20 protein-coding genes are annotated in these 20,410 nt (G+C 44.1%); 10 read left to right on the top strand and 10 right to left on the bottom strand.

What is annotated here, in order from left to right:
• Positions 1-20: 20 nt before the first annotated feature.
• Positions 21-746, bottom strand: coding sequence for a head GIN domain-containing protein (locus tag AC59GT_RS16240; protein ID WP_497238602.1), 726 nt, complete (start codon positions 744-746; stop codon positions 21-23).
• Between the two features lie 154 nt (positions 747-900).
• Between AC59GT_RS16240 and AC59GT_RS16235 the strand changes: the two genes are divergently transcribed.
• Positions 901-2,001: a carboxypeptidase-like regulatory domain-containing protein gene (locus AC59GT_RS16235; protein ID WP_497238601.1), complete on the top strand. Its 1,101-nt coding sequence runs from the start codon at positions 901-903 to the stop codon at positions 1,999-2,001.
• Between the two features lie 115 nt (positions 2,002-2,116).
• Here the strand turns inward: AC59GT_RS16235 and AC59GT_RS16230 are convergent, their stop codons facing one another.
• A complete protein-coding gene (locus AC59GT_RS16230) occupies positions 2,117-2,722 on the bottom strand; it encodes a GIN domain-containing protein (protein ID WP_497238600.1) in 606 nt (201 codons plus the stop codon).
• A 675-nt stretch (positions 2,723-3,397) separates the two neighbouring features.
• On the opposite strand from AC59GT_RS16230, the gene AC59GT_RS16225 reads away from it, so the two are divergent.
• Together AC59GT_RS16225 and AC59GT_RS16220 are read left to right on the top strand one after the other, a co-directional pair.
• Positions 3,398-3,577 (top strand): hypothetical protein, encoded by a 180-nt coding sequence (locus AC59GT_RS16225; RefSeq protein ID WP_497238599.1) that lies wholly within the window; start codon positions 3,398-3,400, stop codon positions 3,575-3,577.
• A 168-nt stretch (positions 3,578-3,745) separates the two neighbouring features.
• Positions 3,746-4,171 (top strand): hypothetical protein, encoded by a 426-nt coding sequence (locus AC59GT_RS16220; protein ID WP_497238598.1) that lies wholly within the window; start codon positions 3,746-3,748, stop codon positions 4,169-4,171.
• A gap of 346 nt (positions 4,172-4,517) precedes the next feature.
• Here AC59GT_RS16220 and AC59GT_RS16215 read toward each other — a convergent pair whose 3' ends face one another.
• The 3 genes from AC59GT_RS16215 to AC59GT_RS16205 form a co-directional block, all read right to left on the bottom strand.
• Positions 4,518-5,135 (bottom strand): GIN domain-containing protein, encoded by a 618-nt coding sequence (locus AC59GT_RS16215; protein WP_497238597.1) that lies wholly within the window; start codon positions 5,133-5,135, stop codon positions 4,518-4,520.
• A gap of 167 nt (positions 5,136-5,302) precedes the next feature.
• Positions 5,303-7,198, bottom strand: a complete 1,896-nt coding sequence (locus AC59GT_RS16210; protein ID WP_497238596.1) for a RecQ family ATP-dependent DNA helicase — start codon at positions 7,196-7,198, stop codon at positions 5,303-5,305.
• A gap of 67 nt (positions 7,199-7,265) precedes the next feature.
• Complete coding sequence (locus AC59GT_RS16205) at positions 7,266-8,552, bottom strand: citrate synthase (RefSeq protein ID WP_497238595.1); 1,287 nt, start codon at positions 8,550-8,552, stop codon at positions 7,266-7,268.
• Between the two features lie 133 nt (positions 8,553-8,685).
• Here AC59GT_RS16205 and AC59GT_RS16200 point away from each other — a divergent pair, with 133 nt between their 5' ends.
• Positions 8,686-11,934: a PAS domain S-box protein gene (locus AC59GT_RS16200; RefSeq protein WP_497238594.1), complete on the top strand. Its 3,249-nt coding sequence runs from the start codon at positions 8,686-8,688 to the stop codon at positions 11,932-11,934.
• Between the two features lie 14 nt (positions 11,935-11,948).
• Here AC59GT_RS16200 and AC59GT_RS16195 read toward each other — a convergent pair whose 3' ends face one another.
• Entirely contained in the window at positions 11,949-13,196 is a 1,248-nt protein-coding gene (locus tag AC59GT_RS16195) for an ABC transporter permease (protein ID WP_117382406.1), read from the bottom strand.
• A gap of 210 nt (positions 13,197-13,406) precedes the next feature.
• Between AC59GT_RS16195 and queA the strand changes: the two genes are divergently transcribed.
• Both queA and AC59GT_RS16185 read left to right on the top strand, forming a co-directional pair.
• Complete coding sequence (gene queA / locus AC59GT_RS16190) at positions 13,407-14,456, top strand: tRNA preQ1(34) S-adenosylmethionine ribosyltransferase-isomerase QueA (protein WP_117382407.1); 1,050 nt, start codon at positions 13,407-13,409, stop codon at positions 14,454-14,456.
• Between the two features lie 384 nt (positions 14,457-14,840).
• Positions 14,841-15,536, top strand: a complete 696-nt coding sequence (locus AC59GT_RS16185) for a 2-C-methyl-D-erythritol 4-phosphate cytidylyltransferase (RefSeq protein WP_497238593.1) — start codon at positions 14,841-14,843, stop codon at positions 15,534-15,536.
• 34 nt (positions 15,537-15,570) lie between these two features.
• On the opposite strand, the gene AC59GT_RS16180 is transcribed toward AC59GT_RS16185, so the two are convergent.
• From AC59GT_RS16180 to AC59GT_RS16165, 4 genes are all read right to left on the bottom strand, one after another.
• Positions 15,571-15,717 (bottom strand): lmo0937 family membrane protein, encoded by a 147-nt coding sequence (locus AC59GT_RS16180; protein WP_117382408.1) that lies wholly within the window; start codon positions 15,715-15,717, stop codon positions 15,571-15,573.
• Between the two features lie 146 nt (positions 15,718-15,863).
• On the bottom strand, positions 15,864-16,010 hold the full coding sequence (locus AC59GT_RS16175; RefSeq protein ID WP_117382409.1) for a lmo0937 family membrane protein: 147 nt from the start codon (positions 16,008-16,010) through the stop codon (positions 15,864-15,866).
• Between the two features lie 130 nt (positions 16,011-16,140).
• Positions 16,141-16,362, bottom strand: a complete 222-nt coding sequence (locus tag AC59GT_RS16170) for a DUF2795 domain-containing protein (RefSeq protein ID WP_002996718.1) — start codon at positions 16,360-16,362, stop codon at positions 16,141-16,143.
• 83 nt (positions 16,363-16,445) lie between these two features.
• Complete coding sequence (locus AC59GT_RS16165) at positions 16,446-16,994, bottom strand: cob(I)yrinic acid a,c-diamide adenosyltransferase (protein WP_497238592.1); 549 nt, start codon at positions 16,992-16,994, stop codon at positions 16,446-16,448.
• A gap of 136 nt (positions 16,995-17,130) precedes the next feature.
• On the opposite strand from AC59GT_RS16165, the gene AC59GT_RS16160 reads away from it, so the two are divergent.
• The 4 genes from AC59GT_RS16160 (at position 17,131) to AC59GT_RS16145 (ending at position 20,377) form a co-directional block, all read left to right on the top strand.
• Positions 17,131-18,129, top strand: coding sequence for a chitinase (locus tag AC59GT_RS16160; protein ID WP_497238591.1), 999 nt, complete (start codon positions 17,131-17,133; stop codon positions 18,127-18,129).
• Between the two features lie 71 nt (positions 18,130-18,200).
• The gene (locus tag AC59GT_RS16155) at positions 18,201-18,563 is read left to right on the top strand and encodes a hypothetical protein (protein ID WP_497238590.1); all 363 of its coding nucleotides are present in this window, start codon (positions 18,201-18,203) and stop codon (positions 18,561-18,563) included.
• A complete protein-coding gene (locus AC59GT_RS16150; RefSeq protein ID WP_497238589.1) occupies positions 18,560-19,624 on the top strand; it encodes a cyanophycinase in 1,065 nt (354 codons plus the stop codon). The genes AC59GT_RS16155 and AC59GT_RS16150 overlap by 4 nt, the downstream gene beginning before the upstream one ends.
• 135 nt (positions 19,625-19,759) lie before the next feature.
• Complete coding sequence (locus AC59GT_RS16145; protein WP_497238588.1) at positions 19,760-20,377, top strand: hypothetical protein; 618 nt, start codon at positions 19,760-19,762, stop codon at positions 20,375-20,377.
• The last annotated feature ends 33 nt before the right edge of the window (positions 20,378-20,410 follow it).

Genomic DNA, 20,410 nt, shown 5'->3' with positions numbered 1-20,410 from the left:
ACAATCTCCGCAAAAATCCTTTAGTTAATTTTGGTGATAGAAGATGAACCTGATTTATCGCTGTTTACATTTGACGGATTACCACGGTACTCAATTTCTGAGGAACCACTTGTGTGTACGCTTAAATCGGTAAGTACATTTATACGGCAATGGCTTGCGCCAGATGTTTCGATGTTATACTTGCCCACTACAAAGTCCAGCGCGTCTACGCTGCCGCTGCCGCTCATATCAATATCATGTGAGGTAGCCTGCCCTTTCAGCGAAATTTCTGTGCTTCCGCTGCCTTCGGTATGTACCCGGGCCGCCGTAATATCTAGTTTTACGTTGGTAGAGCCGGACAGGTCCAAATCAAAGTCGCCGGTATTGATGTGGCCATCGCCAACTACCTCTACCCCGCCCGATGCTTCCAGCGCGCGCAGGTGTTTAAAACCAACACTTACGCTCACGTTGCTGCCGCCAAAGAAATTACGTGTGCTGTAAATGCGCAGCTTACCCCCTTCTACACTGGTTTTGATGTATTTTAATAGGTTATCATCAGCAGTAATGGTAACGGCAGACGAGCTATCCTGCCTGATATGTACGTTAAAGCCGCCTGAGATATCAATCTTTTCAAAATCTACAACAGTGCGTTTCTCGGTAGCAGATACGCCCGAACCCCGCACAGGCCGGAACCTTTTGCATGACGAGAAACTTATTAAGCTAATTACTGCTGCTGATATGGTAAGTATTCGGATTGCTTTTTTCATGATAAGGATGTGTATTTGCCTTTTGGACTACATGGGCCAAATTGAAGTTACAACAAATCTAAAATAAAAAAAAACTACAACGCCAGTTGTGTTACGGTAAAACAAATTAACAGTAAACAGCTTAATCAACTAATAAATTAGTTAACTTTAAACAATGAAAGGTCTTTTAACGCTGCTATTTCTACTGCCGCTTGCCTGCCTGGGGCAAATAACTATTTCCGGCAAGCTGGTTAATGCTACAAACAACGCCCCAGTTGCAGATGCCAGTGTTTTTTTAAGTAACGCCACGGTGGGCGGTAAATCTGCAGCAGATGGAACATTTATACTGCGCAACGTTAGGCCCGGGCAATATGAACTGGTTGTTACCGTAGTTGGCTACGAAACACACCGGCAAACGGTTATGGCTGCTGCTGAAAGCATAGCGTTAGCCGATATAAAACTAACGCCGAAAACCAATGAGCTTAAAGAGGTGGTGGTAAGGCCCGATCCCGACCGCGCAAACAACTACCGGATATTTAAAGAGGAGTTTCTTGGCATGTCTAAATTAGCAAAGGAGTGTAAAATATTAAACCCCGATGTTGTTGACCTGGAGTTTGATAAACAGAAACGCAAGCTTACAGGCTCCTCAGCAGATTTCATCGAAATAGAGAACAAAGCGCTTGGTTATAAGATAAAGTACCTGCTCAGCACTTTTGTAAAAGACTACAAGGCCGGTTCGCTGTATTTTGAAGGATCAGCGCTGTTTGAGGAAATGAGGGGTTCGGAAAAACAGAAAAAACGCTGGCTCAAAAACCGGTGGATAGCTTTTGAAGGCTCATCTATGCACTTTTTACGGTCGATAGTACGGAATGATGTGCAGGCAACAGGTTTCGAGGCGCTCAGGCTGATCAGGAAGCTTAACCCCGACTATCATGGTATCGGCGACAAGTACATACAAACCTTGATTAATAAACCCCTGCCGGTTACCGATTATGCCAGCCTTACAGATGTTAAAGGCATATTTGCACTGCGATACACCGATTGCCTTTACCTTATGTACACTAAAATACGTGATAACAGCTCCGACAACAATCCCATACAATCTCTTTCTATGCCTAATTACCTTACCAGCATATTAACCCTCACCCCGCCATATACCCTTTTCGATTCTAACGGTGTAATACTCAACCCATCAAGCGTTGGCTTTGAGGGCAACTGGGGCAAAAGCCGTGTAGCAGAAATGTTGCCCGTAGATTACCTGCCGCCTGCAAAGTAGCGGCATAGGTACGTCGATGTTAGGCTTACCGAAATTAGTTAACAGAAAAAGGGGCTGCTCTCCTGGTTGGAGGCAGCCCTTTACAATGTATATATTGAGAACTATGAAAGTGCTTTTATAATACGGCCAGCTCTCTTTTTGCTGAACGTGAAGGTATTTGTGTTTTGGTTTCGTTTACGCTGATGAAGTTATCGTTTACGATTTTTGCCGACTCTGAGTAGCTAACATTGTATTCGTTAACGCTGCCGGTTAAGGTTACTTTAGCATTATCGTTTACGGTTAAGCTGGTGCGGTAAGCATCAAGGTTTAAGGCAGCAGATGCATTGTTGTGCAGGTTAACGTCAAAGTCTATTTTTGAAAGGCTGCCAAAAGATTTTACTTCAACATCGTCATAGGCGTTTATCTCGCGCAGATCGGCAGCGGTTACCCAAACCACCAATTTTTCTGCTTTGTAAGATGCTATGCGCAGTACACCGTTCTGGCCCTGTACCAAAGCACTTTCCGCGTAGTACTTGTTGTAAACCTTTACCTGGTCGGCAGTGCCGTCGCTTACATAAAGTTCTACGTTGCCGCGTACTTCTATTTTGTTGATGTGGCTTACGTTTGTTAAAACGGTGCTTACTTCTTTGTCGTTATTTTTTTCGCTTGCGAAACTTGTTGCTGTTGTGCTAACCACTGCTAAAACTACTGTAGCTACGATGGTTAAAAATTTTGCTTTCATGGTATTAATATTTTGATTTTGAATGCTTAATTGTTTATGTTTCTAAATACACTAATAAGACGATGCCCCGCTCTAAACGTTACAGGCAAATAGTGTAAACTAGACACACAGCGGGTTTATATCGGTGAACGGCGGATTGTAATCGGCGAAAGAAGGAGAGAATTTTTGGCGGATTGTAAATAACCGAGCGGACCAAACAATATGCTGCTATAATATAGCTATATTGAGCGTGGAAGCACGACCATTAACCCAACCTTTAACGATGAAGTATTTGAAGCACTTAATATTGCTTGCAGCATTTTTCAGTTTGTTAACCAGCCCACTCTATAGCTAAACAGCAAAGAGCTTACTATTGTCTGATCTTTATTCCCAGTATCAAAACACAAGATCAGTTAAAGCGGAAAAAAGGTTTTTCAGGGAGTTCCCGGAGACCTTTAAAGCATTCCAGGTAATCTATGGTTATGACGACAACAAAGGGCCTTCGCCCCCTATGCTGGCGCAAGTATGCAGCGGGAGAACGTGGGTAGCGTACTTGTGCCTTTACAGTAGTTGGCTAGCAAAACAGCAAACGGGTGGATTGAAGGTTAGAGAGGCACAAGTACGCCATGCTTGTCGCCACCGCTGCATACTTGAGCCAGCGAGGGGGACGACCTGGAGACTTATCGTGCGGAACTGTTGAAAACAGCGGCAGGCAAAAAAGCAGCCGAAAAAAGTGATGCCGAACTGCTCGATTATTATCATACCTGGAAAACGTGGCAGCTATCTGACCATAACATTTTATGGACACGCCTGAATATCAACAATAGCATGAAGTACCTGGAGAGTTGCCGGTTACCAACAACGCCTGTAGAATAGTTTGCAAGGCGAATGACTTTGTTGGTGTAGGTATGCAGCGCGGAAATGTGGATTGCGTAATACTGATTATACCTGAATAGTAATAACTTTAGAGGAACAAGGACGCCATGCGTTAGCAGCTAGAAGGTACTTGCACCAGCGGAGAGGTTGACACAATAACCCTTTTACATGAAAGCAAATCTTAAAATCAAAGTTATTCATCTCCTTTTATTACCCATTGCGGTATTCTCCTGCAATAGCTCGGATAAAAAACTATCCGGCGGCTGGGTAGTTGATAAGGCTTATTATAATAATAAGGTAGTGACTTGGAACTTATTAACAAATAGCATCGAACTATACAACAATCACACTTGCTTATTACCAATTCCTTATGAAAAATCTGAAGTAAAGAACTATGACCAAGGAAAATGGACAGCTTATGAACAAAACGATACTTTATTTTTACAAATAAAAACGATTAATACAATATTTAACAGAACCTTTAAAGTTTCTAATTATAGGACAGTTAGAGACAGCGTTAGCTTTGGTATGCTTACTAAAGCTAACCTATCGGCAGACTCGTTAAGGTTGGTTTGCACAAAAGCTCCGTATTAGCTTATTTACTCATTTTGAAGCCGGGATCTTTTTACCCGGTACAGAAAGAGGTGTCCCGCTATCGCATTTCCAAGGTGTCCCACTCCAAAAATCAAAAGTGGTGATATTTAGTTTAACTATCTAATATTAAAATATTTACGAGTTTCACCTGAAGCTTTTGTACTGTCCCGGGGTGTCCCGCTACTTTAACTTAAATACCTTTAATTCAATAATTTGCTTGTTTTTGGTGTCCCGGGTGTCCCGCTTTCTAAGCGGGACACTTTTGCGATTGATTATTCAACAAAAAAGCCACCGCTTGCGCGGTGGCCTCTCATGAATATATGTTGAACTTTTGCAAAAGTAGTGCTTACAGGGTAGCAACGTTGGCTACGTCAGCCTTAGGCTGAACGAACAGGTTGGTGGTTTTTTCCATTTTATTAACGGTAACTAGGTCTGTTTGGTTAAGGGTAGCGCTTTGATCGCGGATGATGGCACACTCGTTAACGTTACCGCTGATGTTTGCTTTAGCGCGGTCGTTAACTGTAATGCTTGCTTTAAAGGCATCCAGGTTAAGCTGTGCAGAAGCGTTGTTGTTCAGGGTTACGTCCAGGTCAATTTTAGACAGGTTACCAAAAGATTTCACTTCAGCGTTGTCATAAGCGCTGATGGCGCGAAGGTCGGCAGCAGTTACCCAAACCACCAGTTTTTTGTCGGTGTATGATGCAATGCGCAGTACGCCGTTCTCGTTTTGTACCATTGCGCTTTCGGCATAATAACGGTTATAAACTTTCACCTGGTCGGCGCTGCCGTCAGAAACGAAGAGTTCAACGTTACCGCGGATCTCGATCTTGTTGATCTGTGCTACAGAAAGTACGGTACTTACTTCTTCCTGTGCTTTAATGTTTTTGTCGGCTGCAAAGCTGGTTGTGAAGGTTGCAGTTGCTAATGTGATGATGGTTGCTATGGTTAAGAATTTCGCTTTCATGATTCCTAATATTTTGATTGTTAGTGATTTATTATTTTCTCGTTTTTAAATACACCAATATGACGCCCCCACTTGGGAAACGTTACAGCAAAATATCGTGGAATAGACGTACACCCCAATAACGTCGGCGAAAGGGGTGTAATGATCGGCGAAAAGAGAAGATATTTTCAGAGATAGTACCGTTCTCCGTCGGTTTTGATCTTGCCGGCATCCAGCAAACCCCGAATGGTCTCTATCTTTTCTTTTTCAGTACCAAGTCTGAGATGGCCCATTAGCTCATCAAGTGTAGCAGATTCTACCGTGAGTACCTGTACAATCTCTGCTGTGATGTTCTCTCCTATTTCGTCGGCATTCTTGCGGCGCTTTTCGTCAAGGCAAACGTCGCACACGCCGCATTTGGGTGGGTTTTGCTCATCAAAGTAGGTCAGCAGCATTTGGCTGCGGCAGCGGCGGTGACCGGCATACGCAAACACAGCTTCCATCTTGTCGCGGTAAGCAGCTTTGCGGTTATCAATGTCCACTTTGTTTATGTACAAGTTTTTGATCTGCCGGCGCGGTTTTAACCAGGTAAGCTGGGGTTTATCCGTTTGAGGAAGGTAGCTTAACAAGCCGACACTGTGCAGTTGCTTTAATGCCTCTATCACCTGCTGTGTGCTGGTGCCACTACGGCGGGCGATATCAAACTCTTTCATGGGCACGTAGTTTTCGAACGCGCCGCCGTAAGATCTCAAAAGGGTTTTAATGAACGGATCCCATCCCGGGTTCTGTATCTGGAAGTTATACAACTCCTCATTCAACACCTCAAATCTAAACCGCGATGGCAGGTACACGCTTTCGTTGAAACTTACGTATTCGTCCTGCTCCAGTACCTTTAATGCATTAAGTGTCCTAAGTGCATCAAGCTTGAATCGCGCGCAAAAGTCAGCAAGGTCCAGGTCAAAACTGGCACCTTCGCCGGCATCATAAGCAACCTGGCAATAGTTGCCCAACTGGTGGTAAACCTGCCTTATCTCCTCCACTGATGGAAAGTTCTGCTCGTACCTGTGCTGATGCTTTATACGGTCCGCGTTGTTGTAAAGCAGTACAGCATAAGCTTTCTGCTCATCACGGCCTCCCCTGCCCGCTTCCTGGTAGTATGCTTCAAGGCTGTCGGGCATTTCGTTATGGATGACAAACCTCACATCGGGCTTGTCTATCCCCATACCGAAAGCGTTAGTGGCAACTATGATGCGGTTGCGGTTATTTTTCCAGGCTTCCTGTTTCTCGGCACGCTCGTCGGCACTCAGGCCGGCGTGGTAGTAATCGGCTTTTATGTTATTATCGTTGTAAAATTTTACTATTTCTGCAGTTTCGCGGCGGGTGCGTACGTATACAATGCCGCTGCCTTTTACCCCATGAGCAACATCCAGCAGCTTGCGCTGTTTGTTCTCGGTATCCTGCACTACGTAGCTAATGTTGCGGCGGGCAAAGCTCTGCTGGTACAGTTCACTACCGGGCTTAAACAGAAGCTTTTCCCTGATATCTTCTTTTACGGTGGCCGTAGCAGTGGCCGTAAGCGCAAGTACAGGCACGTTGGGGTGCAGCTCACGCATATCTGCAATATGCAGGTATGGCGGACGAAAATCATAACCCCATTGCGAAATACAGTGTGCCTCATCTATCGCAAACAAATTTACCTTCATGTACCTGATGCGTTCGCGGACCAGCTCAGACATTAACCGCTCCGGAGACAGGTACAGGAACTTGGTATAACCGTAAACGCAATTATCCAGTGCAAGGTCTACCTCCCGCCTGCTCATGCCGGATACGATAGAGATAGCATCGATACCTTTTGCTTTCAGATTCTCTACCTGATCTTTCATCAATGCGATCAGCGGCGATACTACAATGCAGATACCCTCCTTAGCCAATGCGGGTATCTGGAAACACACCGACTTCCCTCCACCGGTAGGCAGCAGCGCGAGCACATCCTTACCGTTCAGCACAGAGGTAATGATCTCCTCCTGCATCGGCCGAAAGTTATCGTGTCCCCAAAATTGCTTTAACAGTTCGCGTGGCGTCATCGGTTTGCATAGAAAAAGCCCGGCATGCGGGCTTTTATATTCATTCTATCCGTTTGAAAGGTAAAGCTTACCTGGTGCTGATGTCGGTATATTCCCGGTCCACCGCGCCTACATATATCTGGCGCGGGCGACCGATAGGCTCTTTGTTGGTTTTCATTTCTTTCCACTGAGCAATCCATCCCGGCAAACGGCCAAGGGCAAATAACACGGTGAACATTTCGGTAGGGAAGCCTAGTGCGGTATAAATGATCCCTGAGTAAAAATCAACGTTAGGGTAAAGCTTGCGCTCAACAAAATATGGATCGCTAAGGGCAACCTCTTCCAGCTTTTTAGCTATATCCAGCGTTTCGTCTTTAATGTGCAGTTTATCCAGGATATCGTCACATGCTTTTTTAATGATCTTAGCACGCGGGTCGAAGTTCTTGTAAACGCGGTGCCCGAAACCCATCAAACGGAACGGGTCGTTCTTGTCTTTAGCTTTTGCAACCCACTTGTCTACGTCACCGCCATCTGCCTTTATCTTCTGCAGCATTTCTACCACAGCCTGGTTTGCGCCGCCATGCAGCGGGCCCCATAGTGCAGAGATACCAGCCGATATTGACGCGTAAAGATTAGCGTCTGACGAGCCAACTATACGCACGGTAGAGGTAGAACAGTTCTGCTCATGATCGGCATGCAGTATAAGCAGCTTATTCATCGCATCAACAACAACCGGATCAATCTCTATATCTTCCGTACGCTGACCAAAGGTCATGTGCAGGAAGTTGGTAACGTAATCGTATTTATTGCGTGGATAGATCACCGGGTGGCCAAGGGATTTTTTGTAAATCCATGATACAATGGTGCTCATTTTAGCGATCAGCTTAATAATCTCCAGGTTCACTTCATCTGCCGTAAGGCCCTGTTTAAGCGAATCCGGGTTAAAGGCTGCAAGTGCCCCTATCAATGATGAAAGCTGACCCATCGGGTGCGAACCTGAAGGGAATCCATCAAAAAACTTCTTCATATCCTCGTGCACAAGGGTATGGCAGCTTATCTGGTGTTCAAAGCTCTTCAGCTGGTCGGCTGTAGGCAATTCACCGTATATAAGCAGGTAAGCTACTTCTGTGAAAGTGGATTTTTCGGCAAGCTGCTCTATAGAGTAACCCCTATATTTTAGTACACCTACCTCTCCGTCCAGAAAGGTGATAGCACTTTTTGTGGCGCCGGTGTTCTTGTAACCAATATCAAGGGTTACATACCCGCTTTGATCGCGCAGCTTGGAAATATCAAGCGCCTTCTCGCCTTCAGTGCCTTCTATTACAGGCAGTTCGTATGTTTTATCACCAATTGTTAGTTGTGCAGTATTGGACATAGAAAAGATAGTATTTGCAACAAATGTAGTAAATATGCGTATAAATCGGCTTTAAGATATTGTACGGTTTGTAAAATTCTTGCGCTAATAAAGCGTAAATTGCCCGATATTGTTTCGCTAAAGCAAAAAAGATATGTCCTTTAAGGATAGGCCCCTTCTCCTTATAGAAAACGATCATACTATTGACAGGCTATTGCTGTTAGGCTTGCTTATCGCCAGCCCGTCGCTGCATTATCTGTGTTATTACAACTCTTATGACCCAATCTGGCTACGGGCCGTAAACAGCTGTTTAAGCGCCATTGCCTTTGCTGTTTCTTTTACAGGCTATAAGCAGGTATATAGATACTTAACTTATGCTACCATCCTGTCCTACCTTGCAATTAACAACTGCATATTACTGGGGGTAAACGGTTTTGAGCACGTGTACCTTTTTAGTTCCATAACTATTTTTATATCCCTTACCATTTTCTGTAAGAAACGCTGGGAATTTATAACGCTTAGCACGCTTAACCTGGCAGCTGTTTTAACGGCATACTTTACCGCCCCAACGCTTTATATCTCTGGCAGCGTGCTGGTGGTGCTGCTATTGGTATTTACGGTTATCGCCTACATTTCCTTCTTCGTAATGATAAATTATCAGATGCAGTTTAAGAAAGCTGTTAATGAAGTTGTGGAACTTAACAAATCGTTACTGCAAAATGATGAGAAACTCCGGCGCAGCCGTACTCAGCTACATGCTGTTATAAGTTCTGTTAACGATACTATTTTTGAGCTTGACGAGGATAGCATTTGTTTAAACGCCTGGTTTGGTGCCAACAGCCCGGCATACATCACGCGCGAACAGTTCCTGAATAAGCCACTGTTCGAGCAGATGGGTGCCGAACAGGCAAAACCATTAATAGCTGTTTTCAACGCTGTTAAAGAAAACAGGATAGCACAGTCGATTGATTTTCCGTCTGTTTATGGCCAGGGAAAATGGTTCACAGGCAAGGCGTCTCCGGTGTTTGATGTAAACGGCGAATACCTTCACCGTATATCTGTGTCTGTTACCGACATTACTGCGCAAAAGCAGCGTGCCGACGCCCTGCTGGAAAGCGAAAGACTATTGCAGCAGGCACAAACCATTGCTAAGATGGGCAACTGGTGGTACGATAGTGCTACCCGGGAAAATCACTGGTCTGACAACCTGTTCAAGATTTTGGAGATTGAGGAAATTCCGGAGGGAATGACCAAGTTTGAATATTATCTCACCCTTGTTCACCCTGATGATAAAGACCGCGTTAAGCATTGGCTGCAGAACATAAACGTTGGCACCGAAGATAGTGTTCAACATAAATTTTTATCGCCTGGTGGTAATTTAAAATACCTAAAGGTAATAAGGGGCGACATACAGCGCGGCGAAGATGGCTTAATGGAGCGCGTTGTAGGTATTATACAGGATGTAACTGAAGCCCGCCTGGCCGACAAAGCCGTTAAACTAAGTCAGAAGGAATTGCTGGAAGCGCAGGCTATTGCTAAAATAGGCAACTGGAAATGGGATAGTACATCAAACATGCTCAGCTGGAGCGATGAAGTGAACTCCATCTATGAAGTGGAAATGAACACCATGCCTGCCTCACGCTTTGGCAAAATGCTGCTGAAGTATGTTCATCCTGATGATAAGTACATCATTAAGTACCTCTTTCATAACCCGGAAACGGTAGGCACCTCTTACGAATACCGCATTATAACGCCAAAAGGCAACGTTAAGCACATCAGCGTTATCTCGGGCAAGTTGCTGTATCGTGAGGATGGATCTGTTCGCAAGATCATTGGCACCTTACAGGATATTACCCAACGTAAACAAGCCGAGATAAACCACAAGACCACGGAGAATAAATACCGCCTGGTACTGGAAACCATTAAACTGGCGGCCGTTTCGCTTGATGCACAAGGCAACATCATCTTTTGCAATAAGTACCTCGCCAACCTGCTGGGCTACCACCAAAGCGACATTCTGGGTATGAACTGGATGGAAAACTTTGTGCCGGATGGTTTGCGCGACTCGATGAAAGGATGGTTTGCCAAAAACACCGTGAAAGCGCACCATGTAAACCCGGTAATTTGCCGTAACGGCGAAACACGTACCATAAGCTGGCAAAACACCATTACTTATGATGAAGACGGAAACCTTACTGGTACCACCAGCATAGGCGAGGATATTACCCTGCAGCAAAAGGCACGGCAGGAGCTTATTATTGCTAAAGAGCAGGCAGAAAGGTCCTCGCATTTCAAATCGGAGTTCCTGAGCATCATGAGCCATGAGATACGCACACCGATGAATGCTGTTATAGGCACCACCAACCTGTTGCTTTCTGAAAACCCCCGCCCGGAACAGTTAGAGTACCTTAACACATTAAAGTTCTCCGGCGAAAACCTGCTGGCCATTATTAACGACATCCTTGACTATAATAAGATAGAGGCCGGCAAGCTGGTGCTTAACAAAGCGCCCTTTAACATTCATCACCTGGCGCAAAACATAAAGCAAACGTTTTATGCTAAAGCCGAAGAAAAGCACCTGGAAATTGAGCTGCTGATGGACAACAACATACCGGAATACATTATGGGCGACCAGGTACGGTTAGGCCAGATACTGTTAAACCTGGTAAATAATGCCGTTAAGTTTACTAAAAAGGGCAAGGTAACTATAGCCCTTGAAAATGAGCAGGTGAATGGTAAAGAGGTACTGGTCAAATTTAAGGTGAGTGACACCGGCATTGGCATTGCGGCAGAAAACCTCACGGTTATATTTGATCCTTTTATACAGGAGCAGCAGGTAATTAATAACGAATACGGAGGCACCGGCCTTGGCCTTGCCATTACTAAACGCCTGGTAGAACTTTACAACAGCAGCATCCGTGTAATCAGTGACTTGGGTAAGGGCACGCAGTTCAGTTTCCAGATATTGTTTGAAGTCGCGCCCGTTGCTGCCCCGCAACCAGTTATCGTGAAAGACCCCGCTTTGCCTGCAGATTTATCCGGAATGAACATATTGGTTGTTGACGATAATAAGATGAACATCATGATCGCGGCCAAGTTCCTCAAGAAATGGAAGGCTAATGTAGACGACGCGCTAAATGGTGCGATGGCTGTGGAGCGCATTAAGAACAAAAGCTATGACCTGGTGATAATGGATCTGCAGATGCCTGTAATGGACGGCTTTGAGGCGAGTTCCATCATTAAAGAATTATACCCTGCCCTGCCTATAATTGCGTTTACTGCTGATGCAATGCCCGAAACCAACGCCAAGGCATTAGAACACGGTATGTGCGACTTCCTGACCAAACCGTTCGTTCCCGACGTTTTGTTCCAGAAGGTATCCAGGCACTTTAACCTGGTGTAATTACCGGAAGATTATTAATTGGTACGGATAGCTTCCACAGGATCTAACCTCGATGCGAACCATGCCGGAACAATGCCGGAAATAATACCGATTGCTACCGAAATACTCAGACCAAAAATGATGTTACCAATGTCCAGCACTACGGTAATATCAGCAATAGCCGTTACAGCAAATGTGCCCAGATAAACCAGCAACAGGCCTATTAGGCCGCCGAGCAGGCAAAGCACTACAGACTCAATCAGGAACTGTAGCAGGATAAAGTAATTTTTAGCGCCAAGGGATTTTTGTATACCAATAATGTTGGTACGTTCTTTTACGGATACAAACATGATGTTGGCAATACCGAAGCCACCTACCAGGATAGAAAACCCGCCAATAATAAGTCCTGCTATATTCACAATCCCAAACAACTCGTCCAGCTGGTTAGATAGTATGGTTGATTTATTTAGTGAGAAATTATCCTCCGCACCCGGGCGTATACTGCGTATAGAACGCATCAGTCCGCGTACTTCACTTTCAACCTCAAGGTCGCTAAGGCCATCCTTACCCCTTACATCAATTTCGGGGTTATACTTTTCGTTTTGTATATCAATAATGTTCTTTGCGAAGTTAAGCGGAAGCAGTATGCGGCTATCATTGGTAATGCCAAGCATATCTTTGCCTTCTTTGGTGAACACGCCTATAATGGTCACCTTGCGGCCCATAATCTTTATCTGCTTACCTACACCGGTACCGTCAGGGAAAAGGTTACTGGCAATATCTGCGCCTATAATGCAAACCGGCGCACCCGTGCGCGATTCTATGTCGGTAAAATACCTTCCGTCAGAAAAATCGAAGTTCCATGTTTTATCATGATCCTGAGATGCGGCATCAATCTGCGCGCCGTCAACCGTGTTGCTTAGGTATTTAACCGTGCGGTTATCAATACCAATCTCGTAAGATATAGCTTTAGCGGTTTGGCTGCGGCGCTGTAGTTGCTCAAAATCGCGCAGTTTTGGTACAGGGCGCTGCATGTATTTCCACCAGGGAAAATTGTCCTCGCCTACCCATGGCCATTTTTGTATGTAAATGCTATTGCTGCCCAGTTTATTAACACTCTTTTGCAGGTTATTACGCAGTGTATCCACAGCCGAAAACACCGCTATAATGGTAAAAATACCTATGGTTACACCCAGCAGCGAAAGCAGTGTGCGCAGCTTATTTTGTATAAGTGCATCGTAAGCAAACAGAAAACTTTCGCGAATAAGTTTTAAAATAATCATGGCGGTTAGTGCTGTTGTTTGCAGCCTGCTTTGGGTTAGACTGCGTGCACTAAGTTAAGTTACAGTTGATGAAGGTTTTCTTCTTTTATAAAATACTTGTCCTGCTATCTTCTTAAAAGATTTTTTCTTATCTCAAAACGAAACGACAAAAAATCGGTTAATTTAACAAAATATCCGTACATTTGCGCCCTGAAAATTCGTATATAAAACATGAAATTATCCCAATTTAAATTCAATTTACCCGAATCACTTATTGCGCATACGCCATCTGACACGCGTGATGAGTCGCGCCTGATGGTCTTACACCGCGATTCTGGTAAGATTGAGCATAAAATATTTAAGGATATACTGGACTACTTTGATGATAAGGACGTTATGATCCTGAACAACACAAAGGTATTCCCGGCCCGTATGTACGGCAACAAGGAAAAGACCGGTGCAACCATCGAGGTATTCTTGCTGCGCGAATTGAACAAAGAACTGCGCCTTTGGGACGTATTGGTTGATCCGGCACGTAAGATACGCGTAGGCAATAAATTATATTTTGGTGACGACGACCTGCTGATTGCCGAGGTTGTTGACAACACAACATCACGTGGCCGTACCATCCGTTTCCTTTTTGATGGTACCGACGAAGAGTTCCGCCGTAATGTGGAGATCCTGGGCGAAACACCGCTTCCAAAATACATTAAACGTAAAGCTACTGCCGAAGATAAAGAGCGTTATCAAACCATCTTTGCCAAGCACGAAGGCGCTGTTGCAGCACCTACTGCCGGGCTGCACTTTAGCCGCGAACTAATGAAACGCCTTGAACTTAAAGGTGTTGAGTTTGCCGAGGTTACCCTGCACGTTGGTTTAGGTACCTTCCGCCCGGTTGAGGTAGAAGACCTTACCAAACACAAGATGGATTCTGAGCAAATTATCATCGAGCCAAAGCAAGCTGATATTGTTAACCGCGGTATTGAACGCAAAAGCCGTATATGTGCAGTGGGTACCACTTCAATGAGGACCATTGAATCTGCGGTATCTGCTAACAAGACACTAAAGTCTGTTAACGATTGGACCAGCAAGTTCATTTTTCCACCATACGAATTTAGCATTGCAAACAGTATGGTAACCAACTTCCACACGCCAGAGTCAACCCTGTTGATGATGGTAAGCGCATTTGGCGGTTATGAGCATATCATGAACGCTTATGAAGTTGCGGTTAAAGAAAAGTACCGTTTCTACAGCTACGGTGATGCCATGCTGATCATCTAATTTTTTATCATCCGGAACATTAATCGACCGAGATATAAAGCGGCTGACTTATAAAAGTCAGCCGCTTTTTTTTCATGCCAGCCACTAGTCCTTTTTAACCTGTAATTTACCCTATTACCTGCAAATAAAATTGTATTTAGCTCTTCAAATTGCTGCGGTTTTTGAAGGTACCTACATACATTTTAAGCTTAAAACCTGCATTTCACTGCTATTCTAGCACTTTTTTCAAAGTAAATTTTCTTGCCGTAAAAAGTGTTCAACTTGCGTATACACAAAAAAAGCTGAACACTTTTGAACACTTTGGGCTAAATTGATGGCAGGGCTAAAATCAAAAACGTTGCTATCTTTGATGCACAATGTACCGGTTCAGGTACTGTTCAAAACATGTCTCAACCCATATCTAAAGCTTACGCGGTGATTGTAGCAGGCGGTTCCGGCACCCGCATGCAGTCGGCCCTGCCTAAACAGTTTATACCGTTACATGGCCGGCCTATAATGATGTACACCATTGAGGCGTTCGTAGCCACCGGCTATTCACCGGAGATTATATTGGTGCTGCATGCCGACTACCATAAGCTGTGGTCAAAACTGTGCACCGAGCACAACTTTACTGTAAAGCACAGATTAATTTCAGGTGGCGAAACCCGCTTCCACTCTGTAAAGAATGCAATTGACCAGATTACCGATAAAAATGTGCTAATTGCTGTACACGATGCTGTAAGGCCATTGGTAAGTAAAACAGCTATAGACGAAGCATATTTGTGCGCAGAAATTTACGGGACCGCAGTAGTTGCGGTAAAAAGCAGGGACTCGGTGAGGCAGGCAAGCGGCACAACATCAGCAAGCGTTGACCGCGACAGCATCTACCTGGTGCAAACTCCGCAAACGTTTAAATCAGGTTTATTAAAAGCGGCATACACACAGCCTTACGATACGCAATTCACCGACGACGCATCTGTTGTAGAACGCTCAGGAGCTGAAATAAAGCTTGTAGAGGGCAGTTACACCAACTTTAAAATTACTTTCCCTGAGGACATTACCATTGCAGAGGCGCTTATAAACAAAAAGCCACCGGCGTAGTTCCGATGGCTAATTCTTAAAATATTGTTACTGATCAGGCTCTTCTGATAACGCCTAAAATCAAGGCGATAATAGCTATCACCAATAAAATGTGGATCAGGTTGCCTGCATGGTTAAAGAAAAAACCAAATATCCATCCGATAACCAGGATAACTGCGATTATGTACAATAAGCCTCTCATAGTGTTGTGTGTTTTAAGTAAAAGTTTCAGTTAATTATAATGCACCAGTACCAAAATCATTCCAAAAACAGATAAAAAAAGAAGGCTGCAGATATCTGCAGCCTTCTTTTATGCTGTAACCTGGTGATGTTGTACCAGGTGAATTATCAAGCCCTTCTGATCACCCCTAAGATTAATGCTATAATAGCAATTACCAATAAAATGTGGATTAAACTGCCAGCGTTGCCGTAGAAGAATCCAAATGCCCATCCAATAATAAGGATGACCGCGATGATGTACAATAAGCCTCTCATAGTGTTGTGTGTTTTAAGTTGTGTTAATTATAACTAAATGTATAATCGGCTATAACCAAAATCATTCCAAAACAGCTTAAAACAACAAAGCCCCGGTGGTTACCAGGGCTTTAATATCTAAAGAGGATATTTAATATTCGTCTTCGTTGAAAAAGAAGTCATCCTTTGTAGGATAATCAGGCCATATCTCTTCTATATTCTCATATGGTTCACCATCATCTTCCAGGGCCTGCAGGTTTTCAATAACCTCAACCGGCGCGCCGGAACGGATAGCGTAATCTATTAATTCGTCTTTGGTTGCCGGCCATGGTGCATCTTCCAGGTGTGATGCTAGTTCAAGTGTCCAATACATGTTTTTATCTTAATTGGTAAAATTCCTTTTTCGCAAAAGTATAATATTTTTAAATTGAATTTTACTATTTTTTTGTAATTTTTTCACACCCGTGGTAGCCACTGATTTTCAGCGATTTGAGCATCAGCCCCCACCTTTCGGGCAAGCGTAAAAAGATAGTCACTTAACCTGTTCAGGTATTTTATAACTTTTTCGTCTACTTTGCTTTCTTCCGCAAGGTGAACTGCAATCCGCTCTGCCCGGCGGCACACACAACGGGCGAGGTGGCAATAAGATACAACGTTGCTTCCGCCGGGTAAAATAAAGTTCTTAAGTTCGGGAAGGGTTTCGTTCATGGCGTCCATTTCGTGTTCAAGCAAGTCAACATCAGTGTTGTAAAGATCAGGAATAATCATCTTGGAACGTTCCGGATCCGACGCCAGGGAAGCTCCTATTGTAAATAGCCTGTCTTGTATTTGCTTTAACACATCCTGATGATGCTCTGCAATGGACTGATCTCGAATTAGGCCTATCCAACTGTTCAACTCGTCAACTGTTCCGTAGCTTTCAATACGAAGGTGGTGTTTCGCAACCCTGGTGCCCCCTATCAGAGATGTTTGGCCACTATCGCCGGTTTTTGTATATATCTTCATCCGGTTACTAATTTCATTATTTATTTTGTTTGAACGAATTATTTGGGTGGTATTATCGTTTCTTACATGAACGCACATTATCAATACCAACTTTTTTGCTTTATTAGTGTTGGATATTCGATATAATTAACAGAAAATGACATCTGCAGCAAGATTTACAATAGTTTGCCTATTAGCTATACCCCTTTTTAGCTTTAAGTGCAGTAATGATAATAAAGGTACTCCCGATGTTAACGCAGCCTCCCACAAGAAAGCTCCATCTTTTAGTAAGTTTTTGTCGGAGCAGCAGTTCAACGACCTCTTCCCTCAACGAAACAAGTTCTACACCTACCAAGCTTTTATCAAGGCAGTAGACGATCTGGCCAACATAAAGGTTAAAGTTACACGCCGCGCGGTATCGGTATATCAATTTATCCGTACGGATAAATTTACTGGTAAAGATTCTGTTGTAAGGCAGGACGGCGATTGGAACGAAGAATGGGCTAAAGAAAAGCCTGACAGTACTTACACAGTAGATTATGGCGGATTTTGCACAGCAGGAGACGTTATGGCTAACAAACGTGAACTCGCAGCCTTCTTTGCCCAAATCGCGCACGAGACACGCCACGGAATGAATGGTACTTATACCGACGGGCTGATGCAGTTACACGAGGACAACACCAACCTGCAATATGTAAGCGACAGCGATGAATACCCGCCTGTAAAAGGCCAAAAATACTATGGCCGCGGCCCTATGCAAATAAGCTACAACGGCAATTACGGCTACGCTTCCGATTGTATTTTTGGAAATAAAAAGATACTGCTGGATAATCCCGGCTTGGTAGAAACAGACCCTGTTGTAGCATTTAAAACGGCCATATACTTTTGGATGACGCCCGAAACACACAAGCCCTCGGCACATGATGTAATGACCGGCAAATGGCAGCCAAACGCCAAAGACAAAGCCGCTGGTCGCAAGCCAGGCTTTGGTATGACTATAGTTATTGTGAACGGCGCTTTGGAATGCAATAAGGGCGAAGATAACTTCAGCATGAATGACCGGATCGGTTTTTACCAGTTCTTTCTAAAAAAGCTTGGCGCTAACGATCCTGATTGCGTGTGCAGTTGCGCTACGATGGCCCCTTTTCAATATTAGTTATAATGTTAAACCGGATAAGTGTCACAATTCTGCTAATTGGTTTTTGCCTTACCGCTTCCGCCAATACAATGGCTGATACTACAGACTATTGGCAGGTTTTTGTAAACAAGAAAGTGGTTGCCAGGTATGATGAAGGCATGCTGGCTCCAGTCCCGCTTACACTTGCAAAGAAAAACATCACTGCTATAGACACACTTAAAGTACGTTATGTAGCTGATGCCCCATGCCATGACTGCTTGGTGAGCATGTACGTTGAGGATGAGCATGGGTTAAGAGCAACGTTATCGGTAATGCAAGGTTTACCAGCTGTGTTTAAAGCTAGCTTTAGGCCTCTACTAAGTTTCCAACGTTTAAATTTTAGTAAGCAGTTGTACATTTGGTATAACGACGGAAAGCGTAAACGCCTTCTGTTTGAATTGAAGCTCAAATGACCCATCCAACTTTACATTTACTAAGATTTTGTGTTCTGCTGTTATTATTCAGCCTTGCTCTACCAGCGTTTTCGCAGTCTTCGCAAACCCTGCTTTCTGCTCGGCTTGGATTTATTGGTGACACTACAGATGCGGTTACCCCCACCCATGCAGGTATAGTGATGATGGGCGGCGGAAAAGATGTGGACGAAGCATTTAAATGGATGATAGCACGAAGCGGCGGCGGCGATGTAGTTGTGCTGCGTGCATCAGGCACAAGTGCATATAACCCCTACATATACGAACTTGGTAAAGTAAATTCTGTACAAACCCTAAACATCAACTCTAGAGATATTGCTAATAACGACGCTATAGCCACTGTTATCCGCAACGCTGAAATGCTTTTTATAGCCGGTGGCGACCAAAGTAACTACATGAAGTATTGGCGCGGTACCAAAACCATGGATGCGATTAACTATCTGCTAAATACCAAACATGTCCCCGTAGGGGGTACCAGTGCTGGCTGCGCCATACTTGGTGGGATTTACTATAGCGGAGAGCTTGCAAGCCTCACAGCGGATTCTGCTTTAGCTAATCCTTACAACAGGTTGTTAACTTTATACAAGCATGACTTCTTAACAGCACCTTATCTGCAAGATGTAATTACAGATCAGCATTATCTTACACGCAACAGACAAGGCAGGCATGTAGCATTTTTAAGCCGCATACTACAAGACTGGCATATTGCAGCTAAGGGGATTGCCGCGGATGAACGTACAGCTGTTTGTATAGACGAAAACGGGCAAGCCATAGTACTTGGCAGCAGTAAAGCTTACTTTCTCATACCTGACCTGGCAAACCCGGCCGAAGTTTGTAAGCCAAATACCGCGCTGGTGTGGAACAGAGACCATCGTGCCATAAAGGTTTACCAAATACAGGCTACGCCTGAAGGTTCCGGCAGTTTTGATGTAAACAGCTTTGACGAGAGCAAAGCAAAAGGTGGTACCTGGCAATGGTGGTGGGTTGAAGGCGGTAAGCTAATAACTACAAACTTGGAGCAAATCAATTCAGCCAGATATTAGTGATGCTTAACATTGCTGAGATTAAAGGAGCCTGGTAAAATTAGAATTGAATAAAAAACGCATTGCTTGTTACAAATAGGCGTTCGTGCGGTCTTAATGTCTGAATCACAACACACGGCAATAGGCAATTCATTTATGAGCAGCTTTTTATTTGACACCACCGGGCTTTCTGAAGACACTGTTACAAACTTCCAAAATACTTACGAGGAACTATGCACTGCTTTTAATATGCATCTAACAGGGCATATCAACTTTCATCTGGAGGATTTTGAGGCATTTAACCAATACCATTCTTACAATGTATTAGGTTCATACGTTATTAAAAACGGCAAGAGCGACTGCTATATCCTGTTTATGGATACGCACACCAAAAAGGCGCATCAAAACCATATAACTGACCACTACGAGTATCAAACCTGGGCACTGGCTTATCTTAAACATGATTTTGGACGAGTGAAGATCCGTCCTGAGACCTTAGTAGATAAAATTGGCGAACTTATTCATCCTCTTGAACTTGACTTTAAAGAGGACAAAGTATTTAGCGATACCTTTTATGTGCTGGTTAATGACCGTGAGAAGGCCATCAGCTGTATGGACAGGCACTTCCGGAACGCGGTAATGGACATACGTGACGACGACTTTGTGATAGAGATAGTAAACCACACCCTTGTAATCGGCAACAAAAAACCTATAACACCGGAGCGCGCAGTTTACATGGCTGAATTTGTAAGTAAGCTATCAGCCCTTTGTTAGTATTTGTAACGGTGTTCCGCTTTTAAGTTTTCA

The organism is Mucilaginibacter sp. 320_HR, assembly GCF_059691875.1.
This window is presented reverse-complemented; position numbering and strand designations above follow the sequence as displayed.

Bases quoted from the DNA above. Each gene is read 5' to 3' on its own strand.
- AC59GT_RS16220 (WP_497238598.1), top strand. From the start codon at position 3,746: ATGAAAGCAAATCTTAAAATCAAAGTTATTCATCTCCTTTTATTACCC.
- AC59GT_RS16215 (WP_497238597.1), bottom strand. From the start codon at position 5,135: ATGAAAGCGAAATTCTTAACCATAGCAACCATCATCACATTAGCAACT.
- AC59GT_RS16175 (WP_117382409.1), bottom strand. From the start codon at position 16,010: ATGAGAGGCTTATTGTACATCATCGCGGTCATCCTTATTATTGGATGG.
- AC59GT_RS16235 (WP_497238601.1), top strand. From the start codon at position 901: ATGAAAGGTCTTTTAACGCTGCTATTTCTACTGCCGCTTGCCTGCCTG.
- AC59GT_RS16210 (WP_497238596.1), bottom strand. From the start codon at position 7,198: ATGACGCCACGCGAACTGTTAAAGCAATTTTGGGGACACGATAACTTT.
- AC59GT_RS16185 (WP_497238593.1), top strand. From the start codon at position 14,841: ATGTCTCAACCCATATCTAAAGCTTACGCGGTGATTGTAGCAGGCGGT.
- queA (WP_117382407.1), top strand. From the start codon at position 13,407: ATGAAATTATCCCAATTTAAATTCAATTTACCCGAATCACTTATTGCG.
- AC59GT_RS16180 (WP_117382408.1), bottom strand. From the start codon at position 15,717: ATGAGAGGCTTATTGTACATAATCGCAGTTATCCTGGTTATCGGATGG.
- AC59GT_RS16165 (WP_497238592.1), bottom strand. From the start codon at position 16,994: ATGAAGATATATACAAAAACCGGCGATAGTGGCCAAACATCTCTGATA.
- AC59GT_RS16160 (WP_497238591.1), top strand. From the start codon at position 17,131: ATGACATCTGCAGCAAGATTTACAATAGTTTGCCTATTAGCTATACCC.
- AC59GT_RS16150 (WP_497238589.1), top strand. From the start codon at position 18,560: ATGACCCATCCAACTTTACATTTACTAAGATTTTGTGTTCTGCTGTTA.
- AC59GT_RS16205 (WP_497238595.1), bottom strand. From the start codon at position 8,552: ATGTCCAATACTGCACAACTAACAATTGGTGATAAAACATACGAACTG.
- AC59GT_RS16145 (WP_497238588.1), top strand. From the start codon at position 19,760: ATGAGCAGCTTTTTATTTGACACCACCGGGCTTTCTGAAGACACTGTT.
- AC59GT_RS16170 (WP_002996718.1), bottom strand. From the start codon at position 16,362: ATGTATTGGACACTTGAACTAGCATCACACCTGGAAGATGCACCATGG.
- AC59GT_RS16240 (WP_497238602.1), bottom strand. From the start codon at position 746: ATGAAAAAAGCAATCCGAATACTTACCATATCAGCAGCAGTAATTAGC.
- AC59GT_RS16200 (WP_497238594.1), top strand. From the start codon at position 8,686: ATGTCCTTTAAGGATAGGCCCCTTCTCCTTATAGAAAACGATCATACT.
- AC59GT_RS16230 (WP_497238600.1), bottom strand. From the start codon at position 2,722: ATGAAAGCAAAATTTTTAACCATCGTAGCTACAGTAGTTTTAGCAGTG.
- AC59GT_RS16155 (WP_497238590.1), top strand. From the start codon at position 18,201: ATGGCTGATACTACAGACTATTGGCAGGTTTTTGTAAACAAGAAAGTG.
- AC59GT_RS16195 (WP_117382406.1), bottom strand. From the start codon at position 13,196: ATGATTATTTTAAAACTTATTCGCGAAAGTTTTCTGTTTGCTTACGAT.